Source organism: Cnuibacter sp. UC19_7 (assembly GCF_042699995.1).
Lineage (GTDB): Bacteria > Actinomycetota > Actinomycetes > Actinomycetales > Microbacteriaceae > Cnuibacter.
Map to the genome: position 1 here is coordinate 3,482,178 of NZ_CP170560.1, position 23,185 is coordinate 3,505,362.

Below are 23,185 nucleotides of genomic sequence, written 5' to 3' on the forward strand. Positions count from 1 at the left end.
CTTGGCTGCTGCGCGCAACGCAACCACCAACTCATTCAAGAACGGTCGGGCACACTCCCGCCTTTCTTTCGCCAAGATCACGGACACCCTCACCGTCCCTGACCTGCTCGCCCTCCAGACCGAGAGCTTCGACTGGCTCGTCGGCAACGACGCGTGGAAGGCACGTGTCGAGGAGGCCAAGCAGGCCGGCCGACAGGACCTCCCGAACCGCAGCGGTCTCGACGAGATCTTCGAGGAGATCTCGCCCATCGAAGACCTGGGCGAGACCATGCAGCTCAGCTTCACCAGCCCGTTCCTCGAGCCGGAGAAGTACTCGATCGAGGAGTGCAAGGAGCGCGGCAAGACCTACGCCGCCCCGCTGTACGTCGAGGCCGAGTTCATGAACCACCAGACCGGTGAGATCAAGACCCAGACGGTCTTCATGGGCGACTTCCCGCTCATGACCGAGAAGGGCACGTTCATCATCAACGGCACCGAGCGTGTCGTCGTGTCGCAGCTGGTCCGCTCTCCCGGCGTCTACTTCGAGCGCGCCCAGGAGAAGACGTCCGACAAGGACATCTACTCCGCACGCATCATCCCGAGCCGCGGTGCATGGCTCGAGTTCGAGATCGACAAGCGCGACCAGGTCGGCGTCCGCATCGACCGCAAGCGCAAGCAGTCGGTCACGGTGTTCCTCAAGGCCCTCGGCATGACGAGCGAGGAGATCCTCGAGGAGTTCAAGGGCTTCGCATCGATCGAGTCGACCCTCGAGAAGGACGCCATCCTCACCAAGGAGGAGGCGCTCAAGGACATCTACCGCAAGCTGCGTCCGGGCGAGCAGGTCGCCGCCGAGGCCGCGCGTGCGCTGCTCGACAACTTCTACTTCAACCCGAAGCGCTACGACCTCGCGAAGGTCGGCCGCTACAAGATCGACCGCAAGCTCGGGCTCGACGCGCCGCTCACCGACTCGGTGCTCACCGTCTCCGACATCGTGGCCACGATCAAGTACCTGGTCGCCCTGCACGACAACCAGACCACCCTCCCGGGTGTGCGCGACGGCCAGCCCGTCACGCTGCGTCTCGACGTCGACGACATCGACCACTTCGGCAACCGCCGCATCCGCGCGGTGGGCGAGCTCATCCAGAACCAGGTGCGCACCGGTCTGTCCCGCATGGAGCGCGTCGTCCGCGAGCGCATGACCACGCAGGACATCGAGGCGATCACCCCGCAGACCCTGATCAACGTGCGCCCCGTCGTCGCCGCGATCAAGGAGTTCTTCGGAACCTCGCAGCTCAGCCAGTTCATGGACCAGAACAACCCGCTCGCGGGCCTGACCCACAAGCGCCGCTTGTCGGCGCTGGGCCCCGGTGGTCTGTCCCGTGAGCGCGCCGGCGTCGAGGTCCGCGACGTCCACCCGTCGCACTACGGCCGCATGTGCCCGATCGAGACCCCTGAGGGTCCGAACATCGGTCTCATCGGTTCGCTCGCCTCGTTCGCGCGCATCAACTCGTTCGGCTTCATCGAGACGCCGTACCGTCGTGTCGAGAACGGCCGTGTCACCGAGCAGATCGACTACCTCACCGCGTCGGAGGAGGACGACTTCATCGTCGCCCAGGCCAACGCGCCGCTGACGGCCGACTTCCACTTCGCCGAGGACCGCGTCCTGGCCCGCCGCAAGGGCGGCGAGGTCGACCTCTTCCCGCGCGACGAGATCGGCTACATGGATGTCTCGCCGCGCCAGATGGTGTCGGTTGCGACCTCGCTCATCCCGTTCCTCGAGCACGACGACGCCAACCGCGCGCTCATGGGTGCGAACATGCAGCGTCAGGCGGTGCCGCTCCTCCGCAGCGAGTCGCCGTTCGTCGGCACCGGTATGGAGGGCTTCGCCGCGATCGACGCCGGTGACGTGGTCATCGCGAACAACGCCGGTGTCGTGCAGGAGGTCTCCGCCGACGTCGTGTCCGTCATGCTCGACGAGGGCGGCACCGAGGAGTACTACCTCCGCAAGTTCGACCGCTCCAACCAGGGCACGTCCTACAACCACCGCGTCGTCGTCTCCGAGGGCGAGCGGGTCGAGAAGGGCGAGGTCATCGCCGATGGCCCGGCCACCGAGAACGGCGAGCTCGCGCTCGGCAAGAACCTCCTCGTGGCGTTCATGCCGTGGGAGGGCCACAACTACGAGGACGCGATCATCCTCAGCCAGAACCTCGTGAAGGACGACGTGCTCTCGTCGATCCACATCGAGGAGTACGAGGTGGATGCTCGCGACACGAAGCTGGGCAAGGAGGAGATCACCCGTGATCTCCCCAACGTCAGCCCCGAGCTGCTGGCCGACCTCGATGAGCGCGGCATCATCCGCATCGGCGCCGAGGTCCGCCCCGGCGACATCCTCGTCGGCAAGGTCACCCCGAAGGGCGAGACCGAGCTCAGCGCCGAGGAGCGCCTGCTCCGCGCGATCTTCAACGAGAAGAGCCGCGAGGTGCGCGACACCAGCCTCAAGGTGCCTCACGGTGAAGAGGGCACGATCATCGCCGTCAAGGAGTTCTCCGCCGAGAACGACGACGAGCTCGGCTCGGGCGTCAACCAGCGCGTGGTCGTCTACATCGCCCAGAAGCGCAAGATCACCGCGGGCGACAAGCTCGCCGGTCGTCACGGCAACAAGGGCGTCATCTCGAAGATCCTGCCGGTGGAGGACATGCCGTTCCTCGCCGACGGGACCCCGGTCGACGTCGTGCTCAACCCGCTCGGCATCCCCGGCCGCATGAACTTCGGCCAGGTGCTCGAGACCCACCTCGGGTGGATCGCGAAGCAGGGCTGGGAGGTCGACGGCAAGCCCAAGTGGGCCGCCCGTCTGCCCGAGCAGGCCCGTTCGGCCGAGCCCGGCACGAAGGTCGCCACCCCGGTGTTCGACGGTGCGTCGGAGGAGGAGATCGCCGGTCTCCTCGACTCGACCATCCCGAACCGCGACGGTGAGCGCCTGATCGACTCGAGCGGCAAGACGCGCCTGTTCGACGGCCGCTCCGGTGAGCCGTACCCGTACCCGGTCTCGGTCGGCTACATGTACATCCTGAAGCTGCACCACCTGGTCGACGACAAGATCCACGCCCGTTCGACCGGCCCGTACTCGATGATCACCCAGCAGCCGCTCGGTGGTAAGGCGCAGTTCGGTGGTCAGCGCTTCGGTGAGATGGAGGTGTGGGCCCTCGAGGCCTACGGCGCCGCGTACGCGCTGCAGGAGCTCCTGACGATCAAGTCCGACGACATCCTCGGCCGCGTGAAGGTCTACGAGGCGATCGTCAAGGGCGAGAACATCCAGGAGCCGGGCATCCCCGAGTCGTTCAAGGTGCTCATCAAGGAGATGCAGTCGCTCTGCCTGAACGTCGAGGTCCTCTCGGCCGACGGCACCGCGGTCAGCCTCCGCGACACCGACGATGAGGTGTTCCGTGCCGCTGAAGAGCTCGGCATCAACATCTCCAGCCGCTTCGAGTCGTCGTCCATCGACGACATCTGAGCCGGCGACCACTGATTACCTTCGGTCTTTCGAAAAGAGAGAAGACAATTGCTCGACGTTACAACTTTCGATGAGCTGCGCATCGGCCTCGCCACGGCCGATGACATCCGCAAGTGGTCCTACGGTGAGGTCAAGAAGCCCGAGACCATCAACTACCGCACCCTGAAGCCCGAGAAGGACGGTCTGTTCGGTGAGCAGATCTTCGGGCCCAGCCGTGACTGGGAGTGCTCCTGCGGCAAGTACAAGCGCGTCCGCTTCAAGGGCATCGTGTGTGAGCGATGCGGTGTCGAGGTCACCAAGTCCTCGGTCCGCCGTGAGCGCATGGGCCACATCGAGCTCGCCGCGCCCGTCACCCACATCTGGTACTTCAAGGGCGTCCCGTCGCGCCTCGGGTACCTCCTCGACATGGCGCCGAAGGACCTCGAGAAGGTCATCTACTTCGCCGCGTACATGATCATCTCGGTCGACGAGGAGGGCCGTCACCAGGACATGCCCGGTCTCGAGAACGAGCTCCGGCTCGAGATCAAGACCCTGTCCGACCAGCGCGATGCCCGCATCGCCGACCGTCTCGCGCGCCTCGAGGCCGACCTCGCCGAGCTCGAGAACGAGGGCGCGAAGGCCGACCAGAAGCGTCGCGTCAAGGACGGCGCCGAGAAGGAGATGGCGCAGAGCCGCAAGGCCTACGACGACCAGATCTCCCAGCTCGAGCGTGTGTGGGAGGACTTCCGCAGCCTGAAGGTCGGCGAGCTCAAGCCGGAGGACGCGGTCTTCCACGAGCTCCAGGACCGCTACGGGATGTACTTCGAGGCGTACATGGGCGCCGAGGCGATCAAGAAGCGCCTCGAGGCCTTCGACCTCGCCACCGAGGCCGAGAACCTGCGTCTGCAGATCTCGGAGGGCAAGGGCCAGAAGAAGATCCGCGCGATCAAGCGACTCCGTGTCGTGTCGTCGTTCCTCGCCACCGGCAACTCGCCGGCCGCGATGGTCCTCGACGTCGTGCCGGTGATCCCGCCGGAGCTGCGCCCGATGGTGCAGCTCGACGGCGGCCGCTTCGCGACCTCCGACCTCAACGACCTCTACCGTCGTGTGATCAACCGCAACAACCGTCTCCGTCGACTGCTCGACCTCGGTGCCCCCGAGATCATCGTCAACAACGAGAAGCGGATGCTGCAGGAGGCCGTCGACGCCCTGTTCGACAACGGCCGCCGTGGTCGCCCCGTCACCGGTACCGGCAACCGCGCCCTGAAGTCCCTCAGCGACATGCTGAAGGGCAAGCAGGGTCGCTTCCGCCAGAACCTGCTCGGCAAGCGCGTCGACTACTCGGGCCGTTCGGTCATCATCGTCGGTCCGCAGCTGAAGCTGCACCAGTGCGGTCTGCCCAAGCAGATGGCTCTGGAGCTCTTCAAGCCGTTCGTGATCAAGCGCCTGATCGACCTGAGCCACGCTCAGAACATCAAGGCCGCGAAGCGCATGGTCGAGCGCAGCCGTCCCCAGGTGTGGGACGTGCTGGAGGAGATCATCCGCGAGCGTCCCGTGCTGCTGAACCGCGCGCCCACGCTGCACCGTCTGGGCATCCAGGCGTTCGAGCCGCAGCTGGTCGAGGGCAAGGCCATCCAGCTCCACCCGCTCGTCTGCGCGGCGTTCAACGCCGACTTCGACGGCGACCAGATGGCCGTGCACCTTCCGCTCTCGGTCGAGGCGCAGGCCGAGGCCCGCATCCTGATGCTGGCGTCGAACAACATCCTGAAGCCGTCCGACGGCCGTCCGGTGACCCTGCCCTCGCAGGACATGATCATCGGTCTGCACCACCTGACCACGGTCAAGCAGGGTGCCGAGGGTGAGGGCCGTGCGTTCACGTCGGTCTCCGAGGCGATCCTGGCCAAGGACCAGGGTGCGCTCGACCTCAACGCGGTCGTCAAGATCCGCATGAGCGACGTGCACTTCGCCGAGGGCGACGGCCCCGAGGGCTACGTCGACGGGCCCGTGCTCGTCGAGACCACCCTGGGGCGCGCGCTGTTCAACGAGGCGCTGCCGGTCGACTACCCCTACGTGGAGGCCGTCGCCGACAAGGGCAAGCTGTCCGCGATCGTGAACGACCTCGCCGAGCGCTACCCGCGCACGGAGGTCGCCGCGTCGCTCGACCGCATCAAGGACGCCGGCTTCTACTGGGCCACCCGCTCGGGTGTCACCGTGGCGCTGTCCGACATCCTGACGCCTCCGACGAAGCGCGAGATCATCGCGAACTACGAGAAGCAGGCCGCCAAGGTCCAGGGCCAGTTCGAGAAGGGTCTGACGACCGACCTCGAGCGACGCCAGGAGCTCATCCAGATCTGGACGAAGGCGACCGACGAGGTGGCCGCAGCCATGCGCGCCAACTTCCCGGAGGACAACACCATCAATCGCATGGTGACGTCGGGTGCTCGTGGTAACTGGCTGCAGGTGCGCAACATCGCCGGCATGCGAGGCCTGGTGAACAACCCGAAGGGTGAGATCATCCCTCGCCCGATCATCTCGTCCTACCGCGAGGGCCTGACCGTGGCGGAGTACTTCATCGCCACCCACGGTGCTCGTAAGGGTCTGGCCGACACCGCGCTCCGTACCGCCGACTCCGGGTACCTCACCCGTCGTCTGGTCGACGTCTCGCAGGATGTCATCATCCGCGAGGACGACTGCGGCACCGGCCGTGGTCTTGACCTCCCGATCGCCGTCGAGGAGACTCCCGGCGTCTGGGTGCGCGACGCGAACGTCGAGAACTCGGTGTACGCCCGGTCGCTGGCCGCGGATGCGGTCAACGAGCAGGGCGAGGTCGTCGCCGAGGCCGGCGAGGACGTGGGCGACGTGCTCATCGACAAGCTGGTCGCGGCGGGCGTGCGCAACATCAAGGTGCGCTCGGTCCTGACCTGCGAGTCGGCCGTCGGCGTCTGCGCGGCCTGCTACGGCCGTTCGCTGGCCACCGGCAAGCTCGTCGACATTGGCGAGGCGGTCGGCATCATCGCCGCCCAGTCGATCGGTGAGCCCGGAACGCAGCTCACGATGCGTACCTTCCACACCGGTGGTTCGGCGTCGGCAGACGACATCACGCAGGGTCTTCCCCGCGTGCAGGAGCTGTTCGAGGCCCGCACCCCGAAGGGTGCGTCGCCGATCGTGGAGGCCGCCGGCCGCATCACGATCGAGGACACCGACCGTTCGCGCAAGGTGATCCTCACGCCCGACAACGGTGACGAGCCCGTCGCCTACCCGGTGCTCAAGCGTGCGACCCTCCTCGTCGAGGACGGCCAGCACGTCGAGCTCGGGCAGCAGCTCATCGTCGGCACGCTCGACCCCAAGGAGGTCCTCCGGGTCAAGGGTGTCCGCGAGGTGCAGAAGCACCTCGTCGACGGTGTGCAGGGTGTGTACCGGTCGCAGGGTGTGCCGATCCACGACAAGCACATCGAGGTCATCGTCCGTCAGATGCTGCGGAAGGTCACCGTCGTCGAGCACGGCGACACCGACCTGCTCCCCGGCGAGCTCGTCGACCGGTCGCGCTACACCGAGGTCAACCGCGGTGCCCTCGCCGAGGGCAAGCGCCCCGCCTCGGCCCGTCAGGAGGTCATGGGCATCACCAAGGCGTCGCTGGCGACCGAGTCGTGGCTGTCGGCCGCGTCCTTCCAGGAGACCACCCGCGTCCTGACGCAGGCGGCCATGGAGGGCAAGTCCGACCCGCTGATGGGTCTGAAGGAGAACGTGATCATCGGAAAGCTGATCCCTGCCGGGACCGGCCTGCCGAAGTACCGCAACGTCTCCGTCGAGGCCACCGAGGAGGCGAAGGCGGAGCGCTACCCGAACCGCATCTTCTCCGACGACTCGGTGTTCTCCGAGGCGGACCTGTCGTTCGTCGACTTCGACAGCTTCAGCTCCGACGACTACACCCCGGGCACCTACAACTAGGTCGTCCCGCATCCCCCGAGAGGCCCTCGTCCGTCAGGACGGGGGCCTCTCGGCGTACCGGTCGGCTACTCTGAACGCACGATGAGCGACGACGCCGAGCCGAAGCCGCGGGACGAGGACGAGGTCGAGCCCGCCCCCGAGGATCCTGCCGTCGAGCCCGACGCCACGGGGGCGCCGGAGGCTGTGGAGCCCGAGCCGGAGGAGTCCGAGGAGACCGTGGAGCCCGAGCCGGAGGAGTCCGAGCCGGAGGTCGCGGAGCCCGAGCCTGAGTCCGTGGAGCCCGAGCCTGCAGCGCCTGCACTGCCCCTCGGCGCGCCCGCCATCCCGCGACGCACCATGACCACGGCGGATGCGCTCGAGAACGACCGCAAGCGCCTCAACCTCGATTGGGTCGTCCCCACCGTGGCGATCGTCGTCATCGCGGCCCTGCTCTGGCTGACGATCCTGTGGACGATGAACGGCGGCAACTTCTTCGGCTTCCCGTCGCTCCCCGAGCGCACCGACATCCCGTCGACCTCCACCTCCACCGCGTCCCCGTCCCCGACCCCGACCGCGACCCCCACGGAGGCCCCGGCCCCGGACCCGTCGGTGGCCGCGCCCACGTTCATCAGCTTCGGCGCGCCCACGTCCGTGGCCTGTGTCGCCCCGACCGAGGGCGGAGAGGTGGCGGCCGTCGCGTTCTCGCTCTCGTGGGGGAGTCTCGACGCGGAGTCCGCCACGGTCTCGGTCGACGGGGGTGCGCCCGCCCCTGCCGTCGCGACAGGCGCGTTCGCCGCCGCCTACCCGTGTCCCGCCGCCACGGCGACCTACGTCGTCACCCTGGCGGGTCGCGGGGGCGCGACCAGCCGCACCGTGACCATCGCGAACGTGGGTTACACGGGCTGACGGCGCGCGTCCCCGGCAGAGTGGCGGGCCGTTGCTAGAGTGTGGCCGACGCGAGCCCGGCTCATCCGCGCCGGCACGCCGTGAGGAGCTGCACGTGAGTACCGACGATCGAGACGACCGCCCAGAGTTCCCGCTGCGCGACGGCGCCGAACCCGCGAAGGCCGGCGGCTCCGGCGACGCCGACCGCTCGCACGACGTCCCCGACATGCCCGTCTGGCGCGACGGCGAGTCGGCGTCCGACGCGCCCGCGTCCGAGCCCGCTCCCTCATCTGCCTCAGAGCGCCTCTCCGTGCCCGCACACGACGCCGAGGATGCCGCTCCTGTCCACGTCCCCGGTGCCGCCGACGAGCCCGTCGTCGGCGCTCCTGCCGCCTCCGCGCCGGTCGTCGACCCGGCACCGGTGGTCGACCCCGAGCACGACGACTCCGCAGCCCATGCCGACGCGGGCGAGCCCACCACGCGATCCCCGATCGGCGGCCCCTACGTCGTCGACGGCGAGGGCGCTCCCATCGCCGACCAGGCGAAGGAGGCGTACAAGCCCCGGCCCCAGGGCGGCCCGTACGTCACCTCGTCCGAGCCCGTCGTCGACGAGGCGGGTGTCGTGACCGCCGCCGGCGCGGCCGAGACGACGACCGCGGCCTCGGGCACGCCCACCACGCGCACCCCCTACCCTGCCGCGGCCTTCGCGCCGTCCGCCCAGACCACCCCCGTCGAGTCCGAGCCCTACCCGGGCGTGCTCCCGGTCGCGACGCCGCCCGAGCAGCCCCGGATGCGCGGCAACCGCGGCGTCGGCACCCTCATCTCGCTCATCGGCACCCTCGCGTTCGCCGTCGTCTACGCCGGCGTCTCGTTCCTCATCATCTCGGGCACGGTGGGCGCGGAGGAGTACCTCAACGCCTTCCTCGCGTTCCTGACCAGCGCCGCGTTCATCGCCCCGGTCGTGATGTTCGCGATCGCGATGATCCTCCTGGTCCTCATCGTCAACCGCGCCGGATGGTGGGCCTACGTGCTCGGGGGCTTCCTCGTCGCCGTCGTCGTCTACTTCGGTGCGATCGCGGGCGCGGTGGGCTACGCCTACCTCACCGGCGTCGCCTCGGGATGGGGCGCGCAGGACCAGTACGATTTCGTCGCCTCGCTCACGCTCGACCCGCTCACCATCGCCGCCGCGGTCGTCGCGCGCGAGGCCTCGATCTGGACAGGTGCGTGGATCGCTGCCCGGGGCCGCAAGCTCAAGGCGCGCAACGCCGCTGCCCGTGAGCGGTACGCCCGCGATCTCGACGAGCACGAGCGGTCGGTGGCTGAGGCCTCGCGCTCGCGCTCCGCTGTGGGCGATCGCCCGGTCACGACGACCGCGTGGTGATCCGGCTCCGGTAGAATCATCGAGGGCGCCGGCCCGCACACCAGAACCATTTGACCGGCGATGGTCGAAGGGCTATGATTTTCCGGGTGTGTGCGCAGGCGCGTGCCCACAATTCTTCGAGCGAGATCCCACCGGAGGCGGTGCGGATCATGAGCGCTCTGCCAACCAGCGATACCTGAGACATTCTGTACCGCCGGTGGGTCACCACGAGATCGACACGCCCTTGGGCAGTCGGGCCGTGAACGAGGATGCCGAGGGCATCCACAAGAACAGACACCGAGCAGTACGGAAAACCGAGGAGCAAGTCAGTGCCAACGATTCAGCAGTTGGTCCGTAAGGGGCGCACGCCGAAGGTCACCAAGACCAAGGCTCCCGCCCTCAAGGCCAACCCCCAGCAGCGCGGCGTGTGCACCCGTGTGTACACCACCACCCCGAAGAAGCCGAACTCGGCTCTGCGCAAGGTCGCCCGCGTCAAGCTGTCGAACGGCACCGAGGTCACCGCCTACATCCCCGGCGAGGGCCACAACCTGCAGGAGCACTCGATGGTGCTCGTCCGTGGTGGTCGTGTGAAGGACCTCCCCGGCGTCCGCTACAAGATCGTCCGCGGCGCGCTCGACACGCAGGCCGTGAAGAACCGCAAGCAGGCTCGCAGCCGTTACGGCGCGAAGATGGAGAAGAAGTAATGCCTCGCAAGGGTCCCGCCCCGAAGCGCCCTGTCGTCGCAGATCCGGTCTACGGCGCGCCGGTCGTCAGCCAGCTCGTCAACAAGATCCTCCTCGACGGCAAGAAGGCCATCGCCGAGCGCATCGTCTACGAGGCGCTCGAGGGCGTCGCGGCGAAGAACAGCCAGGACGCTGTCGCCACGCTGAAGAAGGCGCTCGACAACGTGCGCCCCACGCTCGAGGTCAAGTCGCGCCGCGTCGGCGGTTCGACCTACCAGGTCCCGGTCGAGGTCAAGCCTCACCGCGCCAACACCCTCGCGCTGCGCTGGCTCACCACCTACGCGAAGGCTCGTCGCGAGAAGACCATGACCGAGCGTCTCACCAACGAGATCCTCGACGCGTCGAACGGCCTCGGTGCCGCGGTCAAGCGCCGCGAAGACACCCACAAGATGGCCGAGTCGAACAAGGCCTTCGCGCACTACCGCTGGTAGACCCCTCTTTCCGCCGGGTGAGCGTCCGGTTCTCCGGATGTCTCACCCGTCGTCTTCTGTGAAAGGAAACCCGTGGCACAGGACGTGCTCACCGACCTGAACAAGGTCCGCAACATCGGCATCATGGCCCACATCGATGCCGGCAAGACCACCACGACCGAGCGCATCCTGTTCTACACGGGCATCACTCACAAGATCGGTGAGGTCCACGACGGCGCTGCCACGATGGACTGGATGGCGCAGGAGCAGGAGCGCGGCATCACGATCACGTCCGCCGCGACGACCTGCTTCTGGAACAAGAACCAGATCAACATCATCGACACCCCGGGTCACGTCGACTTCACGGTCGAGGTGGAGCGCTCGCTCCGCGTGCTCGACGGTGCGGTCGCCGTGTTCGACGGCAAGGAGGGCGTGGAGCCCCAGTCCGAGACGGTGTGGCGCCAGGCCGACAAGTACAACGTCCCGCGCATCTGCTTCGTCAACAAGATGGACAAGCTGGGCGCCGACTTCTACTTCACGGTCGACACCATCATCAACCGCCTCGGCGCCAAGCCGCTGGTCATCCAGCTCCCGATCGGTGCGGAGTCGTCCTTCGAGGGCGTCATCGACCTGGTCGAGATGCGCGCGCTGACCTGGCGCGGCGACGCCAAGGGTGACGTCCAGATGGGCGCCAAGTACGAGATCGAGGAGATCCCGGCCGACCTCAAGGACAAGGCCGACGAGTACCGCCAGGTCCTCCTCGAGACCGTCGCCGAGACCGACGACGCGCTGCTCGAGAAGTACTTCGGTGGCGAGGAGCTCACGGTCGCCGAGATCAAGGGCGCCATCCGCAAGCTCACGGTCAACTCCGAGATCTACCCGGTCCTCTGCGGCTCGGCGTTCAAGAACCGCGGCGTGCAGCCGATGCTCGACGCGGTCGTCGACTACCTCCCGTCGCCGCTCGACGTGCCTGCCACGCAGGGTCACGACATCCGCGACGAGGAGATCATCGTCGAGCGCCACCCCGACCCGAAGGACCCGTTCGCGGCCCTCGCGTTCAAGGTGGCCGTGCACCCCTTCTTCGGTCGTCTCACCTACGTCCGCGTGTACTCGGGTCAGCTCGAGTCCGGCGGTCAGGTCATGAACTCGACCAAGGGCAAGAAGGAGCGCATCGGCAAGATCTTCCAGATGCACTCCAACAAGGAGAACCCGGTCGACTCGGTCACCGCCGGCCACATCTACGCCGTCATCGGTCTGAAGGACACCACCACCGGTGACACCCTGTCCGACCCGTCGAACCAGATCGTCCTCGAGTCGATGACGTTCCCGGAGCCGGTGATCGAGGTCGCGATCGAGCCGAAGACGAAGGCCGACCAGGAGAAGCTGGGTGTCGCCATCCAGAAGCTCGCTGAGGAGGACCCGACCTTCCGCACGGAGCAGAACCAGGAGACCGGTCAGACGGTCATCAAGGGAATGGGCGAGCTGCACCTCGACATCCTGGTCGACCGTATGAAGCGCGAGTTCAACGTCGAGGCGAACGTCGGCAAGCCCCAGGTGGCGTACCGCGAGACCATCCGCAAGACGGTCGAGAAGTACGACTACACCCACAAGAAGCAGACGGGTGGCTCGGGCCAGTTCGCGAAGGTGCAGATCACCATCGCGCCGCTCGAGGTCGAGGCCGACAAGACGTACGAGTTCGAGAACGCCGTGACCGGTGGTCGCGTGCCCCGCGAGTACATCCCGTCGGTCGACGCCGGAATCCAGGATGCGATGCAGGTCGGCATCCTCGCCGGCTTCCCGATGGTGGGCGTCAAGGCGACGCTGGTCGACGGCGCCTCGCACGATGTCGACTCGTCCGAGATGGCGTTCAAGATCGCCGGTTCGATGGCCTTCAAGGAGGCCGCGCGCCGCGCGAACCCCGTCCTCCTCGAGCCGCTCATGGCGGTCGAGGTGCGTACTCCTGAGGAGTACATGGGCGACGTCATCGGCGACCTCAACTCGCGCCGCGGCCAGATCCAGTCGATGGAGGACGCCAGCGGTGTGAAGGTGGTCCGTGCGAACGTGCCGCTGTCCGAGATGTTCGGCTACATCGGCGACCTCCGGTCGAAGACCTCCGGTCGCGCGGTGTACTCGATGACCTTCGACAGCTACGCCGAGGTCCCGAAGGCTGTGGCCGACGAGATCGTCCAGAAGAACAAGGGCGAGTAACTCCCGACCCGGTTCGAGCGGGCGTCGCTGCTCGCGTACCATAAATACAAACCCCCGCGCATCCGCCGGTCGCAATCCAGTGACCGGGGGTTACGCACGAGAGTCCTGAGGAGGACCCAGTGGCTAAGGCCAAGTTCGAGCGGACTAAGCCGCACGTCAACATCGGAACGATCGGTCACGTCGACCACGGCAAGACGACGCTCACCGCGGCGATCTCCAAGGTGCTTGCAGACAAGTACCCGTCGGCCACCAACGTTCAGCGCGACTTCGCGTCGATCGACTCCGCTCCCGAGGAGCGTCAGCGTGGTATCACGATCAACATCTCCCACGTCGAGTACGAGACCCCGAAGCGCCACTACGCGCACGTTGACGCCCCGGGTCACGCCGACTACATCAAGAACATGATCACCGGTGCCGCTCAGATGGACGGCGCGATCCTCGTGGTCGCCGCCACCGACGGCCCGATGGCTCAGACCCGTGAGCACGTGCTGCTCGCGAAGCAGGTCGGCGTCCCCTACCTGCTGGTCGCGCTCAACAAGTCCGACATGGTCGACGACGAGGAGATCCTGGAGCTCGTCGAGCTCGAGGTCCGCGAGCTCCTCTCGAGCCAGGACTTCGACGGCGACAACGCTCCCGTCGTGCGCGTCTCGGGCCTCAAGGCCCTCGAGGGTGATGAGAAGTGGACGCAGGCCGTCCTCGACCTCATGGACGCCGTCGACGAGTCCATCCCGGACCCGGTGCGCGACAAGGACAAGCCGTTCCTGATGCCGATCGAGGACGTCTTCACGATCACCGGTCGTGGAACCGTCGTCACCGGCCGCGCCGAGCGCGGAACCCTCGCCATCAACTCCGAGGTCGAGATCGTCGGCATCCGCCCGACGCAGAAGACCACGGTCACCGGTATCGAGATGTTCCACAAGCAGCTCGACGAGGCGTGGGCCGGCGAGAACTGTGGTCTGCTCCTCCGCGGCACCAAGCGCGAGGACGTGGAGCGCGGTCAGGTCGTCGTCAAGCCGGGTTCGGTCACGCCGCACACCGACTTCGAGGGCACCGCGTACATCCTGTCGAAGGACGAGGGTGGCCGCCACAACCCCTTCTACACGAACTACCGCCCGCAGTTCTACTTCCGCACCACCGACGTCACCGGCGTCATCACGCTGCCTGAGGGCACCGAGATGGTCATGCCCGGCGACACCACCGACATCTCGGTCGCGCTGATCCAGCCGATCGCGATGGAGGAGGGCCTCGGCTTCGCGATCCGTGAGGGTGGCCGCACCGTCGGTGCCGGTACCGTCACCAAGATCCTCAAGTAGTCACAGCTCCACACACCGAAGGGGTCGGGCCGCAAGGCCCGGCCCCTTCGTGCTGTCTCCGGGAGTGGATGGTGGTGAGGGATTCTCATCTAGTATGAGGAGATGTCATCTCTTGATCCTCTAACACCTCCGATTGTTGAGTCCATCGTCCGGGCAGCGACTTCCGACGCGGACCTCGAAGAACGGATTCGAGCTCTCGAAGCCGTGTCCGGAAGCGTCGATGAGTCAGGGTCGTTGTGGGCTGCGGTCTCGCGTCGGGGAGATCTCGCTGAGTTGGTAGGCGCTCCCACGCTCGACTACCTCCTCGCTGTCGAACTGAGCAAGACGGCTGACCCTTCTGAGTTCATCGATGCGGCTCTCCGCGCTCTCAGTGGGCCACCGTTGCCACCGCATCGGCATGGTGCTTTCGCGCTGACCGTGGCGTCGGATCTCGTGACGGAAGGCCGGGTGCCAGAGGCCATTCGTCTCCTGGAAGATGTGCTTCCACGGCTTGAGGAGACAGGGGAGATGTGGGATCTCATTCTGGCGAACCTCACCCTGAGCGATCTGCTGAGGGTGACGAGAGCGCGCGGTGCCCGAGAATCCGCAGAGGCCGCGCTGCGATACGCGTCATCGCTCACCGATCAGACCGGAATCATGACTGTGATTCTCCGTACCCTTGCGTTGGCCCTCTCAACCGACGGCGATCCACGAGCACGGAATGCGGTGGAGTCTGCCATTCAGATCTCTGATTCCGAACAAGACGTCGCAGGGTATTGTGACGGTCACGTGGCTGCAGCGCGGGTGTACGGACTGTTGGGCGACGGGAAGAAGGCGATCAAGACCGCCTCATTCGGGACCAAGCTGGGCCGGAAGCTCGGACTCGATGTCGTGCAGGCTGAGTCCTGGGCTGTCCTGGCCGCTGCGTACGAGATCGCCGGCTCGGTCAAGAAGAGTCACGCCGCATTCGAGGAGGCGCTACGACAGCTCGATGGTCTCGGGCCATTCGGCACACGCTACGCAGAGTTCTTGCGACGAAACGGAATCGCCTCGTCTCTGCGTTCTGACAGTCATTTCATCCCTGGGCGCCTCCCCGACTCTCCTTTCTGATCCAGCACCGCGGGAGGGAATCTGCGGCCGCTCCCTGTCCCGTGAACGTGAGCGATGGCGCAGCTGGCGGTCGCCCACCCCGGTGCCGGATCGAGTGGACGGGTGCAGAGTGTGCCCATGGGAATCGACGACATCACCCGCAAGGCTCAGCAGTTCCTCGGCGACGAGAAGGTGCAGAACGCTCTCAAGAGCGAGAAGGCCGAGGACGTGAGTGACCGGATCCTCGACGGCGTCGCGGGCGCCGTCAATCGGGTGACCGGTGAGAAGCACGCCGACAAGGTCGAGAAGGCGCGGTCCGAGGCCGACAAGCGCATCGGGAACGAGTGACTCGGCTCAGACGCTCGAAGACCGGGAGCAAGGGCTACCGTCGGGTCCGTGCGGGCAAGGGCTTCACCTACCGCGACGAGGCGGGCAAGACGATCACCGACAAGGCGCTCCGCCACTCGATCGAGACGCTCGCGATCCCGCCCGCGTGGGAGGATGTCTGGATCTCGCCGTACCCGAACGGACACATCCTGGCCACGGGCATCGACGGGGCTGGGCGCCGCCAGTACATGTACCACCCGCAGTGGCGGGAGCAGAAGGATCGCATCAAGTACGACCGTGCGATGAGCCTCGCCGAGTCGCTGCCGGTGGCCCGCCGCCAGGTGACCATCGACCTCCGCCGGGAGGGGTACCCCCGCGAGCGTGTGCTGGCCGCTGGCTTCCGGATGCTCGACACCGGGAGTCTCCGGGTAGGCAGCGAGCGATACGCCCAGCAGCACGGCAGCCACGGGCTGACGACGTTGCTCTGCGCGCACGCCACCACGTCGGGTGACACGGTCCACCTCGCCTTCCCGGGCAAGAGCGGGCAGGACTGGGATTCGGAGATCGTCGATCCCGATCTGGCCACCCTCGTCCGGATCCTGAAGCGTCGCGGGCCCAACGCGAGACTCCTGGCGTGGAAGGACACGGCAGGGGAGTGGCATCCGGTGAGCGCGGAGGAGATCAACGACTACGTGCGCGAGCGCACGGGTGGCGAGTTCACCGCCAAGGACTTCCGTACTCTGCACGGAACCGCCGCTGCGGCAGTGAGCCTTGCGCGATCGGGGCCGCAGTCGAGGGTCGGCGCGCGCAAGCACGCGCTCGCCGAGGCGATGCGCGACGCGTCGGTCGTCCTCGGGAACACGCCGTCGATCGCGAAGAAGAGCTACGTCGACCCGCGTCTCGTCGATCGGTACGAGGAGGGCGAGACCATCGACCCCGCCCGGCTCGGTTCGGTGGAGTCGGAGCTGCGCGCTCTGCTCTACGAGTAGCCGTTAGCTCGACGTCGAGACATGAGTGACAACGCGGGCGCGGGGGAGCACAATGGGCTCATTCGTTCCTGTGGGAGCTCGCCGCCAGACGCTGCGAACAGAGCCCGGTCGATCGCGACGGGCGGACTTGACGTCTGGGCCCCGACCCTCCCGCAGGAACGTTCCATGTCGGCGTCATGCGATCGAAACCTGATCTCCGTAGCGTAGGACCGTGTTCATCAAGTCCGATCCCGCCGGTCCCGGCGCGTATCCCGCCGAAGCGGCGGGCCTCGCTTGGCTCGCCGAGGCGCGGGGCGCCTCGTGTGTCGCCGTCCGTGAGGTCGACGATCGACACATCGCGTTGGATCAGCTCCGCGAGTCCCGGCCGACCCGCGAAGCCGCCCACCGGTTCGGGGCCGCACTGGCGATCACGCACCGCGCCGGCGCTCGAACCTTCGGCAGCGCACCTGCAGGGTGGAGCGGGCCATGCTTCATCGGCCGGCAGACGATGCCGGTCGGGGAATGGCAGAGCTGGGGCGAGTTCTACGCGGATGCGCGGGTGATCCCCTATGCGGAGAAGGCCGTCGAGAGCGGCACCCTCAGCAAAGCCGAGCTCGAGCGTGTGCGCAGGACAGGCGACCTCATCCGCTCGGGCATCTTCGACGACGACGAGCCGCCCGCGCGAGTGCACGGCGACCTCTGGGCGGGCAACGTGATGTGGACGGCGACCGGTGCCGTGCTGATCGACCCTGCCGCGCACGGCGGCCATCGCGAGACCGACCTGGCGATGCTCGCGCTCTTCGGCGCCCCCTTCCTGGCTGAGGTCATCGCGGGGTACGACGAGGTGTCCGCCCTTCGCGACGGATGGCAGGAGCGCATTCCCCTGCATCAGCTCTTTCCCCTGGCGGTGCACGCGGTCGGGCATGGTCGTTCCTACGGGGAGGGACTGCTGCGTGCCTGCGCCGCCGTCGACGCTCTCGCGGCCGGCTCGTGACCGGCTGCACTCCCCGTGATCTCGAGCGACACGCCCGGGATGCAGCGGTATTTGATCCCGACGCCGAACCTGCGTAAGTTATTCACCTGTCACCCCAAAGGTGCGGGAAAGCCGAAGAGCTTCCCGGCCTCACGTGGGACCAAACATCAACCGAGACCACACGGCTCCTCACGGAGTTTGGAAGCGCTCGATGGTGTGGAGAAGTGCTCCAGTTGTGAAGCCCGTCGGGGTGGAGGCTGGGTGCGTCCGATCCTTGAGAACTCAACAGCGTGCACTATGTTCAATGCCAAATTACCTCGTTGTCTGGTTTAGGCCAGGCAGGAGATTCCTTTTGGATAACTAATGATTGTCAGTTGACAGTCTTTTAGTCAGATCAAGCTCGCTGCATGTCTGCCGTTTTCCCGGTGGCGTGTGGCAAACATTTTTTATGGAGAGTTTGATCCTGGCTCAGGACGAACGCTGGCGGCGTGCTTAACACATGCAAGTCGAACGGTGAAGGTGGAGCTTGCTCTGCTGGATCAGTGGCGAACGGGTGAGTAACACGTGAGCAATCTGCCCCGAACTCTGGGATAACCACGGGAAACCGTGGCTAATACTGGATATGTACCGCGATCGCATGGTCTGTGGTTGGAAAGATTTTTCGGTTCGGGATGAGCTCGCGGCCTATCAGCTTGTTGGTGAGGTAATGGCTCACCAAGGCGACGACGGGTAGCCGGCCTGAGAGGGTGACCGGCCACACTGGGACTGAGACACGGCCCAGACTCCTACGGGAGGCAGCAGTGGGGAATATTGCACAATGGGCGCAAGCCTGATGCAGCAACGCCGCGTGAGGGATGACGGCCTTCGGGTTGTAAACCTCTTTTAGTAGGGAAGAAGCGAAAGTGACGGTACCTGCAGAAAAAGCACCGGCTAACTACGTGCCAGCAGCCGCGGTAATACGTAGGGTGCAAGCGTTGTCCGGAATTATTGGGCGTAAAGAGCTCGTAGGCGGTTTGTCGCGTCTGCTGTGAAATCCCGAGGCTCAACCTCGGGCCTGCAGTGGGTACGGGCAGACTAGAGTGCGGTAGGGGAGAATGGAACTCCTGGTGTAGCGGTGGAATGCGCAGATATCAGGAAGAACACCGATGGCGAAGGCAGTTCTCTGGGCCGTAACTGACGCTGAGGAGCGAAAGCGTGGGGAGCGAACAGGATTAGATACCCTGGTAGTCCACGCCGTAAACGTTGGGCGCTAGATGTGGGGACCATTCCACGGTTTCCGTGTCGCAGCTAACGCATTAAGCGCCCCGCCTGGGGAGTACGGCCGCAAGGCTAAAACTCAAAGGAATTGACGGGGGCCCGCACAAGCGGCGGAGCATGCGGATTAATTCGATGCAACGCGAAGAACCTTACCAAGGCTTGACATACACGAGAACGGGCCAGAAATGGTCAACTCTTTGGACACTCGTGAACAGGTGGTGCATGGTTGTCGTCAGCTCGTGTCGTGAGATGTTGGGTTAAGTCCCGCAACGAGCGCAACCCTCGTTCTATGTTGCCAGCACGTGATGGTGGGAACTCATAGGAGACTGCCGGGGTCAACTCGGAGGAAGGTGGGGATGACGTCAAATCATCATGCCCCTTATGTCTTGGGCTTCACGCATGCTACAATGGCCGGTACAAAGGGCTGCGATACCGTAAGGTGGAGCGAATCCCAAAAAGCCGGTCTCAGTTCGGATTGAGGTCTGCAACTCGACCTCATGAAGTCGGAGTCGCTAGTAATCGCAGATCAGCAACGCTGCGGTGAATACGTTCCCGGGCCTTGTACACACCGCCCGTCAAGTCATGAAAGTCGGTAACACCCGAAGCCGGTGGCCTAACCCTTGTGGAGGGAGCCGTCGAAGGTGGGATCGGTGATTAGGACTAAGTCGTAACAAGGTAGCCGTACCGGAAGGTGCGGCTGGATCACCTCCTTTCTAAGGAGCATCTGGCACTTTCGGGTGTCCAGGCGCCAGATCGAGACCGACTGTGTCTCGCTGGTAGCTCATGGGTGGAACATTGACATAGGTGCTGCAGGATTCTGGCTGGTTCTAGTACGTCGCTTCGGCGACTGGAACGGATCGGCTAGGGGAGGGCAGCATGTGCACGCTGTTGGGTCCTGAGGGACCGGGCCGGCGCCTTCGGGTGTCGTTTCGAACCTCTGGACCCTTTCGTCATCTCCTTTGGGGGATGCGGGAGGGTACCGCCCGTACTTTGAGAACTACACAGTGGACGCGAGCATCTTAGATTCGAGCTTTCGGGCTCGAGTCACAGATCTGATTTATTAGATCATTGGTCAATCTCGGCATCTTCGGGTGTCGCGATCGATTCTAAAACTCATGTGATTTCAAGTTTCTAAGAGCAGACGGTGGATGCCTTGGCATCTGGAGCCGAAGAAGGACGTAGTAATCTGCGATAAGCCTCGGGGAGCTGATAAACGAGCTGTGATCCGAGGGTTTCCGAATGGGGAAACCCCGCCGGGCCCTTTGGGTGACCCGGTGACTCCCGCCTGAATATATAGGGCGGGTAGAGGGAACGTGGGGAAGTGAAACATCTCAGTACCCACAGGAAGAGAAAACAACAGTGATTCCGTTAGTAGTGGCGAGCGAACGCGGATCAGGCTAAACCGATCATGTGTGATAGCCGGCGGGCGTTGCATGGTCGGGGTTGTGGGACTCTCTTCACGATTCTGCCGGATCGTGGACGTGACAGGACGGTATAGGCGAACGGCATTGAAAGGCCGGTCAGAGAGGGTGCGAACCCCGTAGCCGAAATGCGTGTTCTGGCGTGGAGAGTATCCCAAGTAGCACGGGGCCCGAGAAATCCCGTGTGAATCTGTCAGGACCACCTGATAAGCCTAAATACTCCCAGATGACCGATAGCGGACAAGTACCGTGAGGGAAAGGTGAAAAGTACCCCGGGAGGGGAGTGAAATAGTACCTGAAACCGTCTGCTTACAAACCGTCGGAGCCTTCCTTGTGGGGGTGACGGCGTGCCTTTTGAAGAATGAGCCTGCGAGTTAGCGATATGTGGCGAGGTTAACCCGTGTGGGGTAGCCGTAGCGAAAGCGAGTCTTAATAGGGCGATTCAGTCGCATGTCCTAGACCCGAAGCGAAGTGATCTATCCATGGCCAGGCTGAAGCGACGGTAAGACGTCGTGGAGGGCCGAACCCACTTCAGTTGAAAATGGAGGGGATGAGCTGTGGATAGGGGTGAAAGGCCAATCAAACTTCGTGATAGCTGGTTCTCTCCGAAATGCATTTAGGTGCAGCGTTGCGTGTTTCTTGCCGGAGGTAGAGCTACTGGATGGCCGATGGGCCCCAAAAGGTTACTGACGTCAGCCAAACTCCGAATGCCGGTAAGTGAGAGCGCAGCAGTGAGACGGTGGGGGATAAGCTTCATCGTCGAGAGGGAAACAACCCAGACCACCAACTAAGGTCCCTAAGCGCGTGCTAAGTGGGAAAGGATGTGGAGTTGCACAGACAACCAGGAGGTTGGCTTAGAAGCAGCCACCCTTGAAAGAGTGCGTAATAGCTCACTGGTCAAGTGATTCCGCGCCGACAATGTAACGGGGCTCAAGCACGCCACCGAAGTTGTGGCATTGACATTAGTGGTAGGCCTTCGTGGTCCAGCCGTGTTGATGGGTAGGAGAGCGTCGTGTCGCGAGTGAAGCGGCGGGGTAACCCAGCCGTGGACGCGACACGAGTGAGAATGCAGGCATGAGTAGCGAAAGACGGGTGAGAAACCCGTCCTCCGAAAGACCAAGGGTTCCAGGGCCAGGCTAATCCGCCCTGGGTAAGTCGGGACCTAAGGCGAGGCCGACAGGCGTAGTCGATGGACAACGGGTTGATATTCCCGTACCGGCGAAGAACCGCCCCAATCAATCCAGTAGTGCTAAGAGTCCTAACCCGGACCACTGATCCCCTTCGGGGGTGATGGGACCGGTCTAACGCTCGACCCCGTGCTGGTGCGGTTAGCGTATTAACAGGTGTGACGCAGGAAGGTAGCCGTACCGGGCGATGGTTGTCCCGGTGTAAGGATGTAGGGCCAGAGATAGGCAAATCCGTCTCTGACATAGCCTGAGATCTGACGCATATCCCTCACGGGAGAATTCGGTGATCCTATGCTGCCAAGAAAAGCATCGACGCGAGGTTCCAGCCGCCCGTACCCCAAACCGACTCAGGTGGTCAGGTAGAGAATACCAAGGAGATCGAGAGAATCGTGGTTAAGGAACTCGGCAAAATGCCCCCGTAACTTCGGGAGAAGGGGGGCCGGACACGTGAACCCACTTGCTGGGGGAAGCGTTGAAGGCCGCAGAGACCAGTGGGAAGCGACTGTTTACTAAAAACACAGGTCCGTGCCAAGTCGCAAGACGATGTATACGGACTGACGCCTGCCCGGTGCTGGAAGGTTAAGAGGAACGGTTAGCCGTAAGGCGAAGCTGAGAATTTAAGCCCCAGTAAACGGCGGTGGTAACTATAACCATCCTAAGGTAGCGAAATTCCTTGTCGGGTAAGTTCCGACCTGCACGAATGGCGTAACGACTTCCCAGCTGTCTCAACCGCGAACTCGGCGAAATTGCACTACGAGTAAAGATGCTCGTTACGCGCAGCAGGACGGAAAGACCCCGTGACCTTTACTACAGCTTGGTATTGGTGTTCGGTGTGGCTTGTGTAGGATAGGTGGGAGACTATGAAGCGGACACGCCAGTGTTCGTGGAGTCAATGTTGAAATACCACTCTGGTCACTCTGGATGTCTAACTACGGACCCTGATCGGGTCCTGGGACAGTGCCTGGTGGGTAGTTTAACTGGGGCGGTTGCCTCCCAAAAAGTAACGGAGGCGCCCAAAGGTTCCCTCAACCTGGTTGGCAATCAGGTGTCGAGTGTAAGTGCACAAGGGAGCTTGACTGTGAGACTGACAAGTCGAGCAGGGACGAAAGTCGGGACTAGTGATCCGGCAGTGGCTTGTGGAAGCGCTGTCGCTCAACGGATAAAAGGTACCTCGGGGATAACAGGCTGATCTTGCCCAAGAGTCCATATCGACGGCATGGTTTGGCACCTCGATGTCGGCTCGTCGCATCCTGGGGCTGGAGTAGGTCCCAAGGGTTGGGCTGTTCGCCCATTAAAGCGGTACGCGAGCTGGGTTTAGAACGTCGTGAGACAGTTCGGTCCCTATCCGCTGCGCGCGCAGGAAATTTGAAAGGATCTGACCCTAGTACGAGAGGACCGGGTTGGACGAACCTCTGGTGTGTCAGTTGTTCCGCCAGGAGCACCGCTGATTAGCTACGTTCGGGATGGATAACCGCTGAAAGCATCTAAGCGGGAAGCCGGCCTTGAGATGAGATTTCCATCCCCCTCGGGGGGAGAGGCTCCCAGCCAGACGACTGGGTTGATAGGCCGGATGTGGAAGCGAGGCAACTCGTGGAGCTGACCGGTACTAATAAGCCGATAACTTGACAATCACTACACACATGCCGTTTGCAAAGGCTGGCAAGTGTGG

At 64.4% G+C, this 23,185-nt stretch carries 12 protein-coding genes and 2 rRNA genes; all 14 read left to right on the forward strand.

All coding sequences use genetic code 11. The features are described from left to right. Window position 1 precedes the first annotated feature (1 nt). The 14 genes from rpoB to ACFJGV_RS16760 all read left to right on the forward strand — a co-directional run bounded on the left by rpoB (window position 2) and on the right by ACFJGV_RS16760 (window position 23,146). Window positions 2-3,490 carry a DNA-directed RNA polymerase subunit beta gene (rpoB, locus tag ACFJGV_RS16695; protein WP_378145163.1) on the forward strand — a complete coding sequence of 1,163 codons (3,489 nt, stop codon included), beginning with the start codon at window positions 2-4 and terminating at the stop codon, window positions 3,488-3,490. A gap of 48 nt (window positions 3,491-3,538) precedes the next feature. Then, a complete protein-coding gene (gene rpoC, locus ACFJGV_RS16700) occupies window positions 3,539-7,417 on the forward strand; it encodes a DNA-directed RNA polymerase subunit beta' (protein WP_378145165.1) in 3,879 nt (1,292 codons plus the stop codon). 81 nt (window positions 7,418-7,498) lie between these two features. After that, on the forward strand, window positions 7,499-8,302 hold the full coding sequence (locus ACFJGV_RS16705) for a hypothetical protein (protein WP_378145167.1): 804 nt from the start codon (window positions 7,499-7,501) through the stop codon (window positions 8,300-8,302). Between the two features lie 94 nt (window positions 8,303-8,396). Continuing rightward, window positions 8,397-9,662, forward strand: a complete 1,266-nt coding sequence (locus ACFJGV_RS16710) for a hypothetical protein (RefSeq protein WP_378145169.1) — start codon at window positions 8,397-8,399, stop codon at window positions 9,660-9,662. A gap of 308 nt (window positions 9,663-9,970) precedes the next feature. Continuing rightward, a complete protein-coding gene (gene rpsL / locus ACFJGV_RS16715) occupies window positions 9,971-10,345 on the forward strand; it encodes a 30S ribosomal protein S12 (RefSeq protein WP_011186743.1) in 375 nt (124 codons plus the stop codon). Then, window positions 10,345-10,815 (forward strand): 30S ribosomal protein S7, encoded by a 471-nt coding sequence (rpsG, locus tag ACFJGV_RS16720; RefSeq protein WP_378145171.1) that lies wholly within the window; start codon window positions 10,345-10,347, stop codon window positions 10,813-10,815. The genes rpsL and rpsG overlap by 1 nt, the downstream gene beginning before the upstream one ends. A 72-nt stretch (window positions 10,816-10,887) precedes the next feature. Then, complete coding sequence (gene fusA / locus ACFJGV_RS16725) at window positions 10,888-13,002, forward strand: elongation factor G (RefSeq protein ID WP_378145173.1); 2,115 nt, start codon at window positions 10,888-10,890, stop codon at window positions 13,000-13,002. Window positions 13,003-13,121: 119 nt separating this feature from the next. Next, window positions 13,122-14,315 (forward strand): elongation factor Tu, encoded by a 1,194-nt coding sequence (tuf, locus tag ACFJGV_RS16730; RefSeq protein ID WP_378145175.1) that lies wholly within the window; start codon window positions 13,122-13,124, stop codon window positions 14,313-14,315. Window positions 14,316-14,417: 102 nt separating this feature from the next. Continuing rightward, a complete protein-coding gene (locus tag ACFJGV_RS16735; RefSeq protein WP_378145176.1) occupies window positions 14,418-15,404 on the forward strand; it encodes a tetratricopeptide repeat protein in 987 nt (328 codons plus the stop codon). A 117-nt stretch (window positions 15,405-15,521) separates the two neighbouring features. Beyond that, window positions 15,522-15,731, forward strand: a complete 210-nt coding sequence (locus tag ACFJGV_RS16740; RefSeq protein ID WP_378145178.1) for an antitoxin — start codon at window positions 15,522-15,524, stop codon at window positions 15,729-15,731. Further along, a complete protein-coding gene (locus ACFJGV_RS16745) occupies window positions 15,728-16,699 on the forward strand; it encodes a DNA topoisomerase IB (RefSeq protein ID WP_378145180.1) in 972 nt (323 codons plus the stop codon). Before ACFJGV_RS16740 ends, ACFJGV_RS16745 begins: the two co-directional genes overlap by 4 nt. Window positions 16,700-16,910: 211 nt before the next feature. Further along, a complete protein-coding gene (locus tag ACFJGV_RS16750) occupies window positions 16,911-17,672 on the forward strand; it encodes a fructosamine kinase family protein (protein ID WP_378145181.1) in 762 nt (253 codons plus the stop codon). A 424-nt stretch (window positions 17,673-18,096) separates the two neighbouring features. After that, window positions 18,097-19,621, forward strand: a 16S ribosomal RNA gene (locus tag ACFJGV_RS16755). A 408-nt stretch (window positions 19,622-20,029) separates the two neighbouring features. Next, a 23S ribosomal RNA gene (locus tag ACFJGV_RS16760) occupies window positions 20,030-23,146 on the forward strand. The 16S and 23S rRNA genes sit together here, the layout of an rRNA operon. The last annotated feature ends 39 nt before the right edge of the window (window positions 23,147-23,185 follow it).